General features: G+C 60.8%; 12 protein-coding genes and 4 tRNA genes. 9 read left to right on the top strand and 7 right to left on the bottom strand.

Annotated features, from left to right (window positions below; translation table 11 throughout):
• Positions 1-78: 78 nt before the first annotated feature.
• Positions 79-1305 (bottom strand): MFS transporter, encoded by a 1227-nt coding sequence (locus VMA09_03560; protein HUA32652.1) that lies wholly within the window; start codon positions 1303-1305, stop codon positions 79-81.
• A gap of 100 nt (positions 1306-1405) precedes the next feature.
• On the opposite strand from VMA09_03560, the gene VMA09_03555 reads away from it, so the two are divergent.
• The gene (locus VMA09_03555) at positions 1406-2818 is read left to right on the top strand and encodes a M20 family metallopeptidase (protein ID HUA32651.1); all 1413 of its coding nucleotides are present in this window, start codon (positions 1406-1408) and stop codon (positions 2816-2818) included.
• Positions 2819-2827: 9 nt separating this feature from the next.
• On the opposite strand, the gene VMA09_03550 is transcribed toward VMA09_03555, so the two are convergent.
• Positions 2828-6721 (bottom strand): DUF748 domain-containing protein, encoded by a 3894-nt coding sequence (locus tag VMA09_03550; GenBank protein HUA32650.1) that lies wholly within the window; start codon positions 6719-6721, stop codon positions 2828-2830.
• A gap of 221 nt (positions 6722-6942) precedes the next feature.
• Here VMA09_03550 and VMA09_03545 point away from each other — a divergent pair, with 221 nt between their 5' ends.
• Both VMA09_03545 and VMA09_03540 read left to right on the top strand, forming a co-directional pair.
• Positions 6943-7728, top strand: coding sequence for an alpha/beta hydrolase (locus tag VMA09_03545; protein HUA32649.1), 786 nt, complete (start codon positions 6943-6945; stop codon positions 7726-7728).
• A 24-nt stretch (positions 7729-7752) separates the two neighbouring features.
• Entirely contained in the window at positions 7753-9084 is a 1332-nt protein-coding gene (locus VMA09_03540) for an LLM class flavin-dependent oxidoreductase (GenBank protein HUA32648.1), read from the top strand.
• Between the two features lie 426 nt (positions 9085-9510).
• Here the strand turns inward: VMA09_03540 and VMA09_03535 are convergent, their stop codons facing one another.
• Positions 9511-10395, bottom strand: coding sequence for an LLM class F420-dependent oxidoreductase (locus VMA09_03535; GenBank protein ID HUA32647.1), 885 nt, complete (start codon positions 10393-10395; stop codon positions 9511-9513).
• A gap of 32 nt (positions 10396-10427) precedes the next feature.
• Complete coding sequence (locus VMA09_03530) at positions 10428-10805, bottom strand: MmcQ/YjbR family DNA-binding protein (GenBank protein ID HUA32646.1); 378 nt, start codon at positions 10803-10805, stop codon at positions 10428-10430.
• 58 nt (positions 10806-10863) lie between these two features.
• Here VMA09_03530 and VMA09_03525 point away from each other — a divergent pair, with 58 nt between their 5' ends.
• The gene (locus tag VMA09_03525) at positions 10864-12306 is read left to right on the top strand and encodes an amidase (protein HUA32645.1); all 1443 of its coding nucleotides are present in this window, start codon (positions 10864-10866) and stop codon (positions 12304-12306) included.
• Between the two features lie 358 nt (positions 12307-12664).
• On the opposite strand, the gene VMA09_03520 is transcribed toward VMA09_03525, so the two are convergent.
• A complete protein-coding gene (locus VMA09_03520; GenBank protein HUA32644.1) occupies positions 12665-13525 on the bottom strand; it encodes a dienelactone hydrolase family protein in 861 nt (286 codons plus the stop codon).
• Positions 13526-13585: 60 nt separating this feature from the next.
• Positions 13586-14470, bottom strand: a complete 885-nt coding sequence (locus VMA09_03515; protein HUA32643.1) for an alpha/beta hydrolase — start codon at positions 14468-14470, stop codon at positions 13586-13588.
• Positions 14471-14618: 148 nt separating this feature from the next.
• Between VMA09_03515 and VMA09_03510 the strand changes: the two genes are divergently transcribed.
• Positions 14619-15356: a YqgE/AlgH family protein gene (locus VMA09_03510; GenBank protein HUA32642.1), complete on the top strand. Its 738-nt coding sequence runs from the start codon at positions 14619-14621 to the stop codon at positions 15354-15356.
• Here the strand turns inward: VMA09_03510 and VMA09_03505 are convergent.
• Positions 15320-16303, bottom strand: a complete 984-nt coding sequence (locus VMA09_03505) for a Gfo/Idh/MocA family oxidoreductase (GenBank protein HUA32641.1) — start codon at positions 16301-16303, stop codon at positions 15320-15322. The genes VMA09_03510 and VMA09_03505 overlap by 37 nt on opposite strands.
• Positions 16304-16848: 545 nt before the next feature.
• Here VMA09_03505 and VMA09_03500 point away from each other — a divergent pair.
• The 4 genes from VMA09_03500 (at position 16849) to VMA09_03485 (ending at position 17233) form a co-directional block, all read left to right on the top strand.
• Positions 16849-16922, top strand: a tRNA-Pro gene (locus VMA09_03500).
• A gap of 6 nt (positions 16923-16928) precedes the next feature.
• Positions 16929-17005, top strand: a tRNA-Arg gene (locus VMA09_03495).
• A gap of 46 nt (positions 17006-17051) precedes the next feature.
• Positions 17052-17127: transfer RNA gene (locus VMA09_03490), tRNA-His, on the top strand.
• Positions 17128-17157: 30 nt separating this feature from the next.
• Positions 17158-17233: transfer RNA gene (locus VMA09_03485), tRNA-Lys, on the top strand.
• Positions 17234-18018: the final 785 nt, after the last annotated feature.

The raw sequence follows: 18018 nt of genomic DNA, 5'->3' as shown, positions 1-18018 counted from the left end.
GGTGGCTGAGGAACTAGAAGTCATCGGGAAAGCGTATCAGCCGCGCAAGGTGTGGGCGACTCCATATGTGATCGAGCATTACTCATCCGGCGCGCGATGAGCGCGGAACTGAATCAATAGCAAAATGTCATACAGCGCCTTGAGCGCGCCGCAGCAGACCAGCGGCCATCCGAAGGTCGAGTATTCGAGCATCAGGCCCGACGGTAATGGCGCGAACGCCGACGCCAGACTGCGCGGTACGTTGGTGACGCTGGCCGCCGCGGCGCGCTCCTCGGGCGGCACGACCGCCATCACGTACGACTGGCGGGCAGGCACGTCCATCGAGGATACGGCGGAGCGCAACAGCAGAAATGCGATCGCGAGTTTCGCATTCGGCATCATCGCGGCAAGAATCAGGAAGAGGCTCGCCGGCAGATGCGTGAAGACCATCGTGTTGATTCGGCCGAAGCGCGCCGCGAGCCGCGCTGAAACGAATTGCGAAAGAGAACCGAGCAGACCCGCTACGAAGAAGAATGTTCCTGCGGTCGCAACCGACATGTTGAAGCGGCGAAACAGCCACAGTGCGAGGAGTGATTGCACTACAAATCCGCCGCCGAACGCATCGATACTGAAAAGCGCTGAGAGTTGAATAACGACGCGCCGCGACTTGGCCAGCGGCGCCGCCTTGGCCGCCTCGTTGTCGCCCTCGACGGCGGGCGAGAGACGCCAATACACGACGCCGGCTACAATCGCGATTGCACTGTAAACAAAAAAGCCTGTGCGCTGCGCCCCGGCCGAGGTCCATCCCAGTGAGGGTGCGGCCGCGACAGGCAATCCGCTCGCGAGCGCTCCCAGAGCGCCAGCGAAGGCGCCGGCGACATTGTAAACGGCGAACATCGAAGTGAGATCAGACCTGACGACGCTTTCTGCGAGCGACGATTGCTCGATCGGCAGGAACAGGCTGACGTCCCCCACCGATGGATTCAGCGTTCCCACGAAAGCAACGACGAGCAGAAGCCAGAAGCTCGTCACTAATGCGAATCCGAGCCCGGTCAGAAACATCAACGCGGCGGACGCGAGCAGCACGTGCCGCCGTCCCAGGCGATGACTCAGAAGGCCGACCCAAAGCGTGAGCGCCGCGGAGCCGAGCAAGGTGCTGAAGACGATCGCGCCAATTTGCGCCGAGCCGAATCCGATCGCGGTGAGATAGCTCGGCAGAAGCACGCTCACCGCGCCGTCGGCGAATCCACGCAGTCCGCGCGAGGTGAGCAGGCGCAAGCCGTCGGCTGATGCGCTCGAGGGAAGCCATTTGCTTTGCGATGCCATCAGTGCCGCTCTAACTATCCCGCGATGATGCCAAGCTCAATCGCGTTCCGTCGCGCAGAGGATTTTGCGTGGCGCGCCGTATCTGCGTAGGCTCTCGACTATGGACACCAAGGCGATCGCCGCTTTCGCAAATGACCTGTGGGACCGCTCGATTATCGCGGAGCTCACCGAATATATCCGCATTCCAAACAAGTCGGTCGCCTTTGATCCGCAATGGGAATCCCACGGGCACATGAATCGCGTCGTCGCCCGCTTCGAGACGTGGGCGCGCAGCCAGAATATCAAAGGGATGACGGTCGAGGTGGTGCGGCTCGCAAATCGCACGCCGGTGATCTTCATGGATATCCCGGGCGCGTCGAACGATTGCATCCTTCTTTATGGTCACATGGACAAGCAGCCCGAGATGGCGGGATGGCGCGACGGGCTCGGTCCGTGGACTCCGGTGCGCGAAGGCGATCGCCTGTATGGGCGCGGCGCCGCCGACGACGGCTACGCCACATTCGCGTGTCTCGCGTCGATTGGCGCGCTCCAGGCGCAGCAGATTCCGCATGCGCGATGCGTCGTGCTGATCGAGGCGTGCGAGGAGAGCGGCAGCTTCGATCTGCCGCCGTACATCGATCATCTAGCGCCGCGAATCGGCCAGCCGAGCCTCGTGATCGCGCTCGATTCTGGATGCGGCAACTATGAGCAGCTATGGTGCACCACTTCGCTGCGCGGACTCGTCGGCGGCACGCTCAAGGTCGATGTGCTCACCGAGGGAATGCACTCCGGCGACGCCGGCGGCGTGGTGCCTGATAGTTTTCGAATCGTTCGCCAGTTGTTAAGCCGGGTCGAGGATGAAGAGACCGGCGCGATCCGCGCCGACGAGTTCCATGCCGCGATCCCGGAGGAGCGCAGCCAGCAGGCAGCGGAAACTGCGGCGGTGCTCGGCGAGGAGCTCTATCGCAAGTTTCCTTTTGTCTCGCGGATGCGCCCGATGACGGAGCATCTGACGGAACTGGTGCTGAATCGCACGTGGCGCCCTGCCCTTGCTGTGATCGGCGCCGACGGCCTGCCACCCGCGGAGAACGCCGGCAACGTTCTGCGGCCAACGACGACTGTGAAACTGTCGCTGCGGCTGCCGCCGACCTGCGATCCGAAAAAGGCGCTGCCGAAGCTCAAATCGATGCTCGAGGAAAATCCTCCGCACGGCGCGTCGGTGAAGTTCGAGCCGAACTGGGGCGCGCAGGGATGGGACGCGCCTCCGCTCGCGCCGTGGCTGCATCGCGCGCTCGAGACGGCGTCGCACTCATTCTTCGGCAAGCCTCCAGCATTCATGGGTGAAGGTGGAACGATTCCGTTCATGAGCATGCTCGGCGAGCGTTTTCCAGAGGCGCAGTTCCTGATCACGGGAGTCCTCGGCCCGCACGCGAACGCACACGGCCCCAACGAGTTCCTGCATATCCCGACGGCGAAGAAACTGACGGCATGCGTCGCGAGCGTGATCGCCGATCATCATCGCCGCACCAGGTAGAAGGAAGCGCTATTGCAGTGAGAGATCGGCGCGCGTGGTCGGCGCGTCCTTGATACCGTCGGCGTTGAGCTTGGGGGTGACGAGAAAGAGCCGCGCCGGATCGATCTTGCTGCCGATATAACTGCGCACGGCGTCGGCGCGCGCGTCGGCGAGCTTCTTCAAATCATCGTCGCCGACCTTGGTGTTCTCGACCATCAGCTTTTTCATTTCGTCGGTCGGCAGCGATTTCGCGAGTCCGATCGCATCGCGCGGCTTCTTGAAATCCGCCTTGGAGTAGGCGCGCTTGACGAACTTGTCGTATTCCTCCTCCGACACCTTCTTATCCTTCGCGTCATTGCCGAGGTATTTGATCTGCTGGGCTTCGATCGCGTCATCGACCTTCGCGTGTTTAAGTCCGTCGCGATCGAGACTGGGATCGACGCGGCCGCAGATGCTCATCTTGAGTGACGCCCGCTCCTGGAGCGCCTTCGCGATCGCATCCAGCTGCGACTTATTGTCGGCAGTGAGCGTCGAGTACCCGGGCTTGAACGCGACGTACGAGAGATCTTGACCGTTGGCGGATCCGATCGCGGAGGCCAGCAGACTGAACGGCGAGGTGACGGCCTTCATGATCAGATTGACGAAGGCATGCAGGATCACACTGCCGAGGCTGAACTTCGGATCCGACAGTGAGCCCGAAATCGGGATGTTGAGATCGATCTCGCCCTTGGAGTTCTTGAGCAGCGAGACCGCAAGACGAATCGGCAGATTCATCGCAGTCGAGTTCTGAACCTTGTCACCGAAAGTGAGCTGCTCGATGAAGATATGATTGTCGGCCTTGAGCTCGCCCTGATTTAACAGGTAGTGAACGTCGACCGTCAGGGTGCCTTTCTCGATCGGGTAGCCCGTGTACTTGGTCGTGTAGGGCGACAGTCCCATCAGCTCGATTCCGTCGGCCTTGGCCTTGATATCGAGCGATGCCATCGGCGCGAGGGGGTTTATCGAGCCGCTGATATTTAGCGGCGCGCTGCCGTTGACGTGTCCCTGGAGATCAACGTCGGCGGGCTCGTTGACCTGGGTGCCGATGGTGCCAACCTTGCCCGCGATATCGCTGAGATTCGCTGAATAATGCGGCTGAATGAAATCGTCCGTGTAATCGACCTTGCCGTCCTCGAGAACCGTCTCGTTGACCTTGATGTCGGCAGGAATCGGCTGCGATTGTGCCGCGGCTGCGCTAGCCGGCGGCGCTGGCGCGGGAGTCGCCGCGGCCGTCGGCTGCGGCGCTGTCGCACCCGGCTCACCCTCGGCGCGCGTCAATGAAGTAGGAGCCTGCTCGGGCTTGGCAACGATGTCGTTGAGGTTCATCTTGCCCGTGCTGTTCAGGATGATTCGGGCGTAGAAATCCGCGAGCGAAATTTTTTCGATACTGACCTTGGGCGGACCGTCGCCGATGTCGGCGTCGATCTTCGCGAAGCGCAGCACGTCCCATTTCAAGAAGTCGTCGCCGGTCAGCTTGTCGATCGCGGCGAGATCGACCAGCGACACGTCGCCGAGATAGCTCGCGTGAAAGTCCTTGCCCTTTCGCGACACATGCGCGTCGCCTTCCATCGTGAGCGCGGCGCTCGTGATCTCCGCGTTGAGCTTGGTGTTCACGTAGGCCTGCGCCTCGCGAAGCTGGAGCCGCTTGGTTGAGATCTTCAGATCAGCTTTGAGCGGATCGATCGCGGCCGTTCCCGACACTTTGAAGGTGCCGGTTTTGTTCAGTGCGCCTTCGAGGTCGAGATCGAAAGGCTTGGCGAAATCGCTGCTCACGCCCTTCACATGAAGCGTGACGGGGCCGAGGTCGACGCGCACCGGGCGGTTGCCGCCGCGATCATAGGCGCGCACGTCGGTGTCGGTGAACGCGATCGACTCGACATCGTAAGTCCACGGCTGCTGCGCGGGGCCTGGCGGCGGCGCCGCCTTCGCGATCCTTCGATTGCGGCGCGCTCTTCGTTCCGCCTCGCGTTCTTCGCGCTCTTTGCGCAGACGCGCGAAGCGTTCCTCGCGAGCTTTGCGCAGACGCTCGAGCCGCTCTTCGCGAGTCTCACGCGGCGGAGGCCCAGGCTTGCGCATCAGCGACATCAGGCTGAGCGTGCCATTGGACGAGCGCATCGCGTAAACGTGCAAGCCGTCGGATTGAACTTCCTTGACCGTCGCGTGCTTCGACGCGAGATCCAACTGGCCCAGCGTGACGCCGAAGTGCTTCCAGGTAATCGGTTTCTCTTTGCTGCGCGGCGCGCTGATCGCGAGATCATCGAGCGATGCATCTGCAGGCTCAACGCTGACATTGAATTTACCAGGAGCAAAAAGCGCCTTCACGTCCGCATGCGCCGTGACCTTGCCCGAATCGATCGTGCCCGCGAACGCCGCCTGCGCGAAATCCTGCAATCCCGGCAAATCAATCTTGTCAGCGGTGAGATTCAGCTCGGCCTGCGACGACGGCAGGTTCACTGTGCCTTTGAGATCGAGCGCGCCGCCGCTTTTGATTATTGCGGCGACGTCAAAGTTTCCCTGCGCCTGTCCGCTCGTGCGCAGATTGCTCGCCGCGACATGAATTCCATCGAGCTCTAACACGGCGGGCTTTGCACCGGTCAGGTCGGTGAGGTTCATGGTGCTGTCGGTCATCTGGAACGAGTCGATAGCCGCGTCGAACTGCGCCGACGGAGGCGGCGCCGCAGCGGTAATCGACGCCTGCGCGGAGGGCGCCGATGCAACGAGCGAAGGCGCGAACGTCGGCACCGCGGCCGGCGTCGGCATCGAGAGCGTGGGTGTGGCGGCGGGCGCGGGTGCTCCAGGCGCGGCCGCGGGTGAACTCAGCGCTGACAGATTCGTCGTGCCGTCGTGATTGCGCACGAGATTCGACTTGAGTCCGTCGATAACGATCGCTTCGATATAGGCGATTCGCGACAGCGGCTCGACGTCCCTCATCCGAATCTCGCCATGGTTCAGCGCGAGCACGGGAGCGTTGGCCGCATCACGCAGGTCGAACTGATCGAGCGCAATCGCACCGTTAGCGCGGATACTTGGCGCTGCCTCGGTCTGCACAAAGTGCACTAACACATCGAAGGAGAGCGCGCCCGAGTTGAGCTTGATAGGAACGCTCTTCGGGATATACGCGGCGTAGCGCGGCAGATCGAGGCGATGGAGTTTCAGATCGACGACTGAATCGCGCGTCGCGCCGAACGGCTTGGTCTCACCGGTGATAAGCACCGGGCTGCCGTCGATCAGCATCTCGAGCAGAGGCTTCACGACGACATCGACGTCGGAAGTGAAATTCGCGATAAACGGCACGCCGATCTGGATCTTCTCGATGGCGTGCTGCTGATTCAGCATCTTGTCGTCGAATCTCACGTCGCCGTCGATAAGCCGGATATTCGAGACCGCGAACTTGAGCGGGGCACCCGGCTTTTCGGGTTTCGGCGGCGGAGCGTTCGCGGGCTTCTGCAGGAGGTCGCTGAAGTTGAAGGTGCCGTCGGCGTTGCGGACAACGTGAATCCGCGGCCGCTCGACGGTTACATCGGAAACGACCGGAGCCAGGTGAAAGAGCGTCTTCCAGGAAACCTTGATGTTGAATCCGCCGAGATCTACGAAGCTACCGTCGCCGCTCGGCTCGCCGATATGCAGGTCGTGGATCTTCAGCCGCAGCGTGTAGAGATTGAAGCTGACGTCGCCAACGGTGACAGGGCGATGGAGCGCGGTCGCGACCTGTTTGCTCAGGACACCGCGCAGAATGCGCGGCACCGCGAAGTAGGCTGCGATTCCGAGGAAAACGACGACGGCGAGAACGATCGTGACGATCTTGCGTGTGCGCCGTGAACGACCGATTTCCACCGCGCGCGCGAGCACCTCGCGCGCGCGTTCATCGTTGAGATTCGGACTCAATCGCGCCGCTCCCGCACCGTTTCAGAGTCCCTCGCCCCCGCAAGTCACCGAACCGTATAGCATCCTGCCATCCGTGTTGCGACTAACCGCCGAAGCAGAGGCCTGTAAGAAATGAACAATCGGCCTCACCATACCGATCGGTAGGTCGTACAGAATTTCCAATCCTGTGCTAAGGAATATTTTTAAAGCGAGACGAGCCACCGCGGTTGAGGATTAGTGCAGTGATCAAAACGACAGAAGAAAATCTTAAGGCGGCCGGACAAACGCTGACGATGGTCAAGGGCGGTACGGGCAAGCCGCTGCTCATTTTCCATGACGAACTCGGCTACCCCGGCTGGATGACGTGGAACGAGAGCTTCGGCCACGAACACACTCTCCTGATTCCGCTGCAGCCAGGCTTCGGCAAGTCACCGCGTATCGATTGGGTGCGCGATTATCGCGACCTGGCCGGCTTCTACGCGCAAGTGGTGCGTGAGATGAAGCTCGACCCGATCGACGTGATCGGATTTTCGGCAGGCGGATATATCGCGGCGGAGATGGCCGCGGCCGACCCGAAGATCTTCTCAAAGATGGTTCTGGTCGCGCCGATGGGTATCAAGCCCAGGCAGGGCGAGATCATGGACATCTTTCCGATTACGATTCGCACGCATCTGCTGGCGACTGTCGCCGATCCGGTCAACAGTCCGGAGTTCTCGCGCCTCTACGGCGGCGAGATGACGCCCGAAGTCTTTGAGGGTTTCGAGGATGCGCGGGCCGAGACCGCGCGCATCGGATGGGAACCTTACATGCACGATCCGAGTCTGCCCTACCGCCTGCGCGGGATTAAGACTCCGACGCTCATCGTGTGGGGCACGGCGGACCGCGTCGTGCCGCGCGGATGTATCGACGCATACAAGGAAGCGATCGGAAATCCGCAAGTCGCCTTGATCGATAAAGCCGGACATCGACCGGAGATTGAAAATTCAAACGAGTTCGAGCGCGTGGTGCGGACCTTTTTGTCCGCCTGAAAAATCTTAAGAGGTGCGGCCGTCATGAAAGTTGGATATTTCACCGAACGCCCCGTCCGCTGGGTCCCCGAGGAAGTCATCCTCAAAAACGGCGCGCATTTCGCGGTCTCGAATAGCTACTTCGATCGCGAAAAGGCCGCCGACGATTACAACTACTGGATCGACGAATATCTTTACGGCGAGGAACTCGGCTACGACATCCTCGCGCTCAATGAGCATCACGGCAATCCCTTCTGCATGGGCAGCGTAATGAACGTCGAGGCCGGAATCCTGGCGCGCCTGACCAAGAAGCCGCGCATCCTGCTGATCGGAAATCCTCTGCCGGTTATCAAGCATCCGCTCAGGATGGCTGAAGAGCTTGCCGAGATCGATCTGATCTCGCGCGGACGCCTCATCACCGGATGGGTGCGCGGGGCGGGCAGCGAGCAGTTCTTCAACAACGCCAATCCCGCTTACAATCGCGAGTACTTCGAAGAGGCGCACGATTTTATCGTGCAGGCATGGACCAGGCCCGGGCCGTGGCGCTACGAGGGCAAGCATTTTCACTATCGCCACGTGAATCCTTGGGCGCTGCCATATCAGAAGCCGCATCCGCCGATGTGGATACCCGGCGTAATCAGCCCTGAGACAGTGAAGTGGTGCGCTGAGCACGCTTATCCGTACTTCGGCCTTGGCACTTCGCTCGGTCCGACCTGCGACTTGTGGGAGTACTACGCCGATATCGCGCAGCAACACGGCTACCAGGCCGGGCCCGAAAATTTCGGCTATGTAATCCCCACGTTCTGCGCCGAGACCGAGGAGCGCGCGCAGGAACTGGGCAAGGGATTCCTCTACGGCGGCGGGCAGAACAGCTTCGCCCGCGTCGAGCACACGCTGCCGCCAGGATACAACTCGAAGGACGCGATTCGCCGGCTTGCCAAGCAGCCGCAGGGAAGTTGGCTAGGAGTTAGCGGCGACAAGATGCGCCAGCATACCGAGGAAACCAAAGATACGAAGATCGATATCGCGGAAATCCACCGGAAGCTCGAGCCCGGCTACAAGCGCGCCCAGGAAAACCTGCAATTCGTCATCGGCAATCCGCAGAACGTGACCAAGAAGCTCAAGACGATCATGAGCGTGCTGCGCCCCGGAGCGGTGGTGCTGTTCAGCGTGCAAGGCCCCGTGAGCAATGAGGATCGCCAGACCAGCATGCGGCTCATCGCGCAGGAAGTGATGCCGGCGCTGAAGGAGCACGCGAGCCAGATCGACCTCGTCGATGCGCTGGAGCGTCATCCGGGCCAGTCGAAGATCCAGTCGGGCGCCAAACGCGTCCCGGTATCAGACAAAGGCCCGCTGAAAGAAATCGGCCTCGCGTAGGCGGAGCATCGAATCACGAAAACGAAAAGCGAGCGGCACCCGCCGCTCGCTTCTTTTTTGGGAACCAAATCGAACTGAGCTAGGCGGTCTTTTTCAACGCGCGCAACTCTTTGCGGATCGTCTCGCGAACGACATCCTCGAGGCGTTCGCTTCGGATGTATTCGCGCAGTGCGCCGTTGATCAGCGACTGACAGTTGCCGCCGCCGGCCTGATCGACGATCTTCTGAAAGTGCTCGATAACCGAGCTATCGAGCCGGATCGTGATTCGAGTCTTGCCCGGCGTCGGTGGAACAAGAGAGGCCCGCGGCGTGCGCGGCGGAAGTCGTATTCCTTTTTGATTTATTTTGCGCTGTCAGACGGTTTGCGCGCGCTCATTTTCTGTCCCCTCTCCTTATCCCACCTAGAATAAGGAGAGGGACCAGAGACTCAAAGCTTCGACGCGGGTTCGAGCCAGTTCTTTGCGCCTTTTTCGAGGATTTCCTTGGCTTGCTCCGGCGTGCGCGGCAGGCCGAGCGTTGTGATCACGACCTCGGAGACGCCGGCGTCGCGGTAGCGCTTCAGGTCGTCGGGCGTGATCGGCTTGCCGCTGGGCGACACGATCAGCTCAACGTCCGAGAGCTTGCGGCCGTTGGCGCGGAGCAGATCTTCGAGCTTCTTGATTTTCGCCGCGGCTTCATCGGGCAGGAGATTGAAGCCGAACCATCCGGTGCCGTACTCGGCGACGCGCCTGAGTGCGGGCGTGCTTTCGCCGCCGAATATGATCGGCAGCTTCGCGCCGCTTACTGGTTTCGGATACGAGCGGACGCCTTCGAAGCTCACGAACTCGCCCTTGTATGAACTGACATCGTCGCCCCACAGCTTCTGCATCGCCTCAATACACTCGCGCGTGCGCTGCGCGCGCCGCTCCCACGGGATACCTATCGCGACGAATTCCTCTTCGAGCCATCCGATGCCGACGCCCAGCGCAACCCGTCCGTCGCTCAGCCAGTCGAGCGACGCGATGACCTTCGCGAGCACGACAGGATTGTGCTCGGGCACCAGACAGATTCCGGTCGCGAGCCGGATTTTCTCCGTGACGGCGGCCATCGCGCACAGAGCAATGAAAGGATCGGGAATCGGCGCGTTGGTCGGCGCGGGCAAGACGCCGTCGGTGCTGTAGGGATATTTCGACGAGTATTTGTCGAGCAGCACGACATGCTCCGGCACCCACAGCGTCGAGTATCCGAGGCGCTCGGCGTTCATGGCGAAGGCGGCCGAAAGCTTGTTGCCTTTGGCCATTGCGAGTGACAGTGAGAATGCTCCGATCTTCATGCGATACTCCTTCAGCGCGGCCGTTTTGCGCTCTAGCTTGGATTGCGCGGCGTGCGGCGAGGTTTCGATCTCTCCGCGCACATTTTATAGGCCTGCTCGATAACGCTCGCGACTTCGTCCCAATCGACATCTACGTCGAGCCGCAACCCGACCCATCCGCTGACGCCGACGTAAGGCGGAACGTAGAAGCGCTCGGGCGCGATCCGCACCATCTCCGCCTGGTAGCCGAGCGGCGCCTTGCACGTGATCGCGATCTTGCCGTCGTTATGATGGTTGTTCGAGTACATCGCGAACATCCCGCCCGGCGCGCGGAAAGTCGCCTCACCCCACGCCTCTTTCTCGAAGACGTTAGGCAGCGCGAGAGCGATCTTGCGCACGCGCTCGAGCGGATCGGTGCGCGGCTTCTTCATCGGATCGAAACCTAGCCTTGGCAGCGCTTCCTTACAAACGATACGGTAAACCAACGCGATGGCGACGAACGACATAGCGATGCTCGACGCAGTGGCGCTGGCGGACGCAATCAAATCGCGGCACGTGTCATGCGTCGCGGTGATGAACGCGTACCTCGATCGCATCGAGCGGCTGAATCCTGTCGTCAACGCGATCGTTTCGATGCGCGATCGCGAGGCGCTCGTTGCAGAGGCGAGCGAGCGCGACGCGCAGCTCGCACGCGGTGAGTATCTCGGCTGGATGCATGGGTTTCCGCACGCAGTGAAGGACCTGGAGCCCGTCGCCGGAATTCGCACCACACTCGGCTCGCCGCTGTTTCGCAATTTCATTCCAAAGACCGACTCGATCATGGTCGAGCGTATTCGGCGCGCCGGCTCGATCATTATCGGCAAGACCAACGTTCCCGAGTTCGGTCTCGGCTCGCAGACTTACAATCCGATCTTCGGCACGACGCTCAACGGGTACGATCAATCGCGAACCAGCGGCGGCAGCAGCGGCGGTGCCGCGGTCGCGATCGCGCTCAGGATGGCTCCTGTGGCGGACGGCAGCGATCACGGCGGCTCGCTACGCAATCCGGCTGCGTTCAACAACGTCTTCGGATTTCGCACCGCGTTCGGCCGCGTGCCGTCCGACGCGAGCGAAGTTTTCATGCCCGCGCTCTCGGTGCACGGACCGATGGCGCGCAACCCGCGCGATCTGGCGATGCTGCTGTCGGTGATCGCCGGTCACGACTCGCGCGTGCCGCTTTCGATTCGGGAAGATCCCGCGCAATTCGCTGCGCCGCTCGAGCGCGACTTTAAGGGCCCGCGTATCGCGTGGAGCCGCGATTTCAAAGGCTACCTGCCGTTCGAGCCCGGCGTGATCGATCTATGCGAACGCGCGCTGAAAGCATTCGAAGATCTCGGATGTATCGTCGAAGAGGCGGCGCCCGACTTTCCGATCGAAGAGGTCTGGCGCAACTGGCTTAAGCTCCGCGCCTGGCAGGTGGCCGCATTGCTGCACGGCGCGTATCGCGATCCGGCGCGGCGCGAACTACTCAAGCCCGAAGCGCAATGGGAAATCGAAAGCGCGCTCAAGATCACCGCGCTCGATATCGCCGACGCGTCGGCAGTGCGCAGCCACTGGTACCAGGCGGTGCGCGCGATGTTCGAGAAATACGATTTCTGGATCCTGCCGGCAGGCCAGGTTTTCCCATTCGACGCGAAAATGCACTGGCCCAAGGAAATCAACGGCCGCGCGATGGACACCTATCATCGCTGGATGGAAGTGATGATCCCCGTCACGATGTCCGGCTGCCCATCATTAGCGGCCCCCGCCGGATTCAGCACCGCCGGCTTGCCAATGGGCATACAAATCGTCGGCCCCAATCACTCCGAATTTGCCTGTCTTCAACTTGCGCACGCCTACGACCAAGCCACGGAATGGGTAACTAAATATCCACCGCCAATAGCTACTAAGTAATTATAGACCTTTAAACGATATTTGCGCATCAGTGAGTAATCCCTCTGCCTGACCAGGGAGAGGTCGGCGGCGCATCGCGCCGCCGGGTGAGGGTCGTCTATTATTGCCTGAAGTCATTGCGGAGTGTGGTTTCCAGCGTTGCACCTCCCTTACCCTCTCCTGGGATAAGGAGAGGGAACTGAGCAAAAGCAGAAAAAGTAGTAAGGCGACCGTCGCTGCTCGCCATTAAGCGTCAATCGACGTTTTCAATATTTAGAGGGACGCGGTAAGACACTGCGGCGACTCTTAGGCGAAGACCAACGTGCATGGACAGGATCGGACGAGCATGTGGCGACTGCCGGCAGGAATCCCAGCGCAGCTACAGTAGATGAGCGTCGAGGAACGCGAGAGTTCGCGTCCACGCATCTTTCGACGCGTAAGCATCAAACCCGCGAGCCTCGTGAAAGTTAAACCCGTGCTCCGCACCTGGATATACATGGACCTCGTGTTCCCCGCCGTGTTCCGCGATGTCATCCTCCAGTTCGGCGGAGTAGCTGCCGCTTACTCGGCTGTCGCCATCACCACGAAGCATCAAGGTGGGTGGAAATAGTTTTGCTTTGATGACGCCCGCTTTAAGGCGAGGCGTCACATTGGCGTAGTATCCAACTATTGCACGCACATTGGCCGGACGGTCGGGTCCTATCGTCAAGGCTTCGACAACGCCATCTCCAAAGGCCAGTAGTCCTATACGAGTCGCATCCACGTGTGGGTTGTCCTGCAGCGAATCGATGGCTGCGTGGATCGTCCGAATATAGACTTCAGATGGGAGAGGCAATTGGGCGGAAAGATTATTCTCGGGATCGATTGAGAATTGAGCGCAATTCGGGGCGCCGGTTTTTGAATAGTATTCGACAAACTCGGCGTAGTAGGAATGTTCTGCCAAAGATCTGCACATTTGTCGGTACTCTTCGTGACCGAAGCCAATTTTGCCACACGAGTGGATCATGATAACAGCCGGATGCTGGCCGCTATCCGCCGGTACACAATGAAACTCATCGATTGGCGTGCCGTCGTAAATGAACGTGCCGGCGGTGGGCTCTACTCCTGCGTAAGAGCGCTGACAGACTAACAATGCTGTTGCTACAAGACAGAATGATAGCAGACGTGAGAGCAAGATTGAGTCCTGCGCCGGATTTGATGGATCGTTAATTAAGATGTGCGAGCCTTTTCGCACTTCCATTATGCGGCGTCGAGAGCGCGCAGCGCGCCGAATTCATGGCGGACAGAGAGGCCCCCCTGCCTATTTCATCTGCGCGCGGACATATGCGCCGAGCTTGTCGATTGCTTGCTGGCCCTCGGGGAGAATCTTGGCGAAGACGTGCCAGACGTGGACCATCTCGTCCCAGATTTCGAGTTCGACTTTGACGCCGTGCGCCTTGGCGCGCTCGGCGACGCGGGTTGAGTCGTCGAGCAGGATCTCCGCTTCGCCGACCTGGATCAGCAACGGCGGCAGTCCGTGAAAATCGGCGTGAATCTGAGAGATCAGCGGATGCTTCGGATCGTGATGCGCATAGTACGCCTTGGCTGAGTCGGTCAGATTGCCGCCCGAAACCATCGGATCCTTTGCGGCCTTGGTCTTCACCGATTCCCCCGTGCCTTCCATATCGGTCCACGGTGAAATCGCGACGGCGCAGGCCGGCATCGGCTGATGCGAATCGCGCAGTGCGAGCAAGGTCGCGATCGTGAGTCCGCCGCCCGCCGAATCTCCCGCGATCGCGATATGCCTCGGCGTCAGCCCTTGCGCCAGCATCCATTTGTACGCCGCAGTCGCATCCTGAACGGCGGCCGGATACGGATGCTCCGGCGCGAGGCGATAGTCGATGATAAGCACGCGCGCTCCCGAGGCCCGCGACATCCGCGCCACCATCGCGCGATGGGTCACGATTGAGCCGGTCACGTAGCCACCGCCATGCAGGTAAAGAATCGCGCGGTTCGGATCTGCGCCCGGCGCTGAAACCCATTCGCCGCGCATTCCGCCGACATCGACCGGCGTGCAGGAAATATCGGCCGCGACGCGCTCCGATATTTTCTCCATGCCGGCGCGCCGCGCTTCGATCGAGGCGTTGGGGTTCATCGGCCGCGACTTGATCAGCTCGATTACCTTTTTGTTCTGCTCGCTTGCCATCGGCGGAGTCTCCTTGCTCGAGTGTAAGGGCGCATTTTCGTTATACATCGAAACAGGCTCGCGTCCATCGTCGAACAACGGCGAAAAGTTGACGTTCCGCTATGCTCCCAAAAAGGAAAAGGCGTAACCTTGTGATGCGACGATGACGATGGCGCCGTTTAGTTCCAGTTGCTCACGCTCGTATCGGCGTCGCGCCGGTTTCGGGCTGCTGGCCGGCGCGCTGACGCTGCTCGTTCTGCTACTCGCGCCTAGGATCGCATTCGCAGAAGGAAAACCCTACTTTCTGGTAGCAACTCCCGATCTGCCCGATCCGGTGTTCGAGGAATCCGTAATCCTGATACTGCCGCAGGCTGAAGGCTCGGGCGAAGAGCAGCTCGTCGTCGGGCTCATCGTCAACAAGCCGACGTCGGTGGAGGTGAAGCAGATCTTTCCCAAGTCGGGAGACCTAAAGGGCAAAGCGGTGAGCGCGTTTTTTGGCGGCCCGGTCGAACCCAGCGATCCCTCGATCCTGATGCGTGGCCCGGACGGCGCAAACGCCAAGGGCTCGATGCGCCTGCTGGACGATCTCTATCTCGTGACTGATCCGGACGCGGTCGCGGACCTCTTGAAGAAGGGCGCCACGGGTGGCGACCTGCGCCTGATCATGGGCCGCTCGCAATGGACCGACGATCAGTTGCATGCCGAGATTGCCGAGGGCTCATGGTACAAGGCGCCGGCGACAGTGGAAGATGTCTTCACCGCCGACCCGATCGGAGTGTGGCGCGACCTCGTGAAGCATTCGCAACTGCTCGAGGTCTATGTACCTGCGCCGCCCGCCGCCTTCGAGCTGCTCCGATGCGCCTGGCCGGTTCAGGTGCCGCGCGGCGGAAGTCCCGCGGCGCGATAGACCGCATCGATTATGCGCATGCTGACGACACCATCCGCGCCATCGGTCTGAAATTTTCCCTGGCCTCGGACGGCATCAGCGAAAGCGCGCAACTGGTAAGTGTAGGTCGGATCCCCGGGCACCGATTCCTGCGTTTCTCCGGCGTTGGTCTTGATGGTGAGCTGATGCCCGCGATGCGGCGCGATGGGATTCACGACCTTCCCCTCACCGCGATCGCCTCGCGCGATGAAGCTTGCACCGAATTGAACATCCTTGCCCATCGCGCACGTCATCCGCGCCGTCACGCCCGGACCGAGCTCCATATTCACGTCCATCGCGACGTCGATATTCTCTGCAACCGTGCTGGCCGCGGCGCGCACGACGCGCGGAGTGATGCCGGTGAAGAATCGAATCATGTGCAGCGGGTAGCATCCGAGGTCCATCGTCGCGCCCCCCGCGAGGCTCCAGTCATAGCGGATATTCGGTGGCGCGATCGGCGCGGCGAAGCTGCTTTCGACATAGACCAGCTTGCCCAGCGTGCCGTTGCTGATGAGCTCGCGCACGCGAGCCGCCAGCGGGTGATAGCAGTAATGAAACGCGTCACCGAGGATCCGTCCCGATGCCGATGCGGCCTGCGCCATCCGCTCGGCCTCCGCGGCGTTGGACGCGAGCGGCTTCTCGCACAGCACATGCTTGCCGGCATGCAGCGCGCGGATCGTCCATTCGCAATGAAGCGAGTTGGGCAGTGGATTGTAAATGATGTCGATACCGGGGTCGCTGATGAGATCGTCGTAAGTGGCGAGCACGCGCGGGATTCGATTTGCCTTGGCGAATTCCTCGGCGCGGCGAGAATCGCGCGCGGCGATAGCGGTGACTTCGACGCCGTCGATTTGTTCGGCCGGCTTGATGAGAGCGTTGGGTGTGATCCTCGCGGCGCCGAGGGTCCCGATTCGTAACGTCGATGGCATCGTCGCTCCTGTGATCGCGGTCGCGTGACCGCAGGCAATCTAGCAAAGGCGCGCGATTTCGTCTGTGCGGGAACTCGATGGTGAAGATAAAAAATGGCCGGGCTACATGTGGGGACCGTGGGTGGGGAGCCAACGGTTAAGTAGCCCGGCCTAGCTTGGGGACAGGCGCTGTCATTCTCGGGGGAGGAGATTTCAGCGCTGGAGAGATGGACAGCAATCGCTGTGCCGACGAAAATCCTGCATAAAACCTTGACGGCTTCGAGAGCCCGCTTCTCGTTTTGCGATCAATCGTCGCGATTCCTCGCGAAAATCGCATAAATTCGGCGCGAGTCCGAGGTTTGCACGATGCGAACGCGATCGCGCAGTTGCGGAGTGCGAAACATTCAAAGCAGATAGTGCCGCAGCTGTGATGCAGCCTGACGATCTTTTTTCTTGCACCTGCATATCGGAAGAATGCACAAGCAGAAACTTCGGTTGATAGAAGAGGCACAGAAAAGCGGTACAATGTTGAGAGCGGATCCGCCCTGTGGTACCTCTTTAAGGCTCGGGGCGTGGCGCAGCCTGGTAGCGCACCTGCCTTGGGAGCAGGGGGTCGGCCGTTCAAATCGGCTCGCCCCGATTTAAAGCGCCAGTAGCTCAGTAGGAAAGAGCAACGGCCTTCTAAGCCGTGGGTCAGGGGTTCGAATCCCTTCTGGCGCGCCAGTAGAGGGAATCGCCGCGTGCGGCGATGAAGATCGTTGATACAGAGGTGAGTGTAGCTCAGTTGGCAGAGCATCGGATTGTGGCTCCGGCGGTCGAGGGTTCAAATCCCTTCACTCACCCCAAGCTTCCTGCTACGAAGAACAGTCCTCGGTGGGCCGTTAGCTCAGTTGGTAGAGCAGCTGACTCTTAATCAGCGGGTCTCCGGTTCGAGCCCGGAACGGCCCACCAATAAATACCTCGCTTTTCTCGCACTTGGCGAATAACCGGATCGGACCCGAGTAAGCGCCGCGTAAGCGTTGCGATCAGACGTAATCGCCCCGTACGTGTCGTATACTTTTACCTGCCATTCCTGCCAATTATGTCAGATTCCGTAGGATTGGTGCAGAATATCTCGTTGGCAGGTGCTTGGCAGGTTTGGCAGGCGAGGGTTTGGGTCGGGGCCCTGCGTGCCGCGCCGTGGGTGCGCTTGTCGCCGCTTTCTCGTCCGCCTGTCCCCCGACGTGCGGCGCTACTGCGTGGCCGCTGGCGCATCGCGGTTGGCTGCCCGGCCTCGCTTACGGCAAGGAAAACTGACGCCGCAAATTGCGCCCTCCGATTACGTGTCGCTTACGCACGCGGCACGCGCCTGCGCGAAGCCGCTGCTCGCGAGCGACTACGGCATTGCGACCCAATAACTGTGGGTTAGGCGCTCCAAGCTGCCTGTCAAGGAAAGTCCCTTGTTTGCGGGGAGTTGTGCCGCCTGCCGGGTAAGTGGCTGGTGCCGCGCCGCGCTGGCCCTCCGGACGATTGTTGCCGCTCGATCCAAAAGGGCCCTTTTAAGTCGTCGCGCCACAAAACCAAGGGCAACCTAGTGTGACGTCCCATTAAAAACCTTACAGATTGGTAGCGGACTGCTAGGGTAGCGAGGGAGGTGGCGAGGATGAGCAGAGCGAACACGGCGTTGCTGATTGGCGAAGCTGAGCGCCTGAAACTGCAGGCCTTGGTCCGCTCGCGCAGCATGCCGCAGTCGTTGG

The sequence above is a fragment of the Candidatus Binataceae bacterium genome (genome assembly GCA_035508495.1).
Taxonomy (GTDB): Bacteria; Desulfobacterota; Binatia; order Binatales; family Binataceae; genus JASHPB01.
The sequence above is the reverse complement of the archived record's forward strand: the minus strand, read 5'-3'. Positions and strand labels throughout refer to the sequence as shown.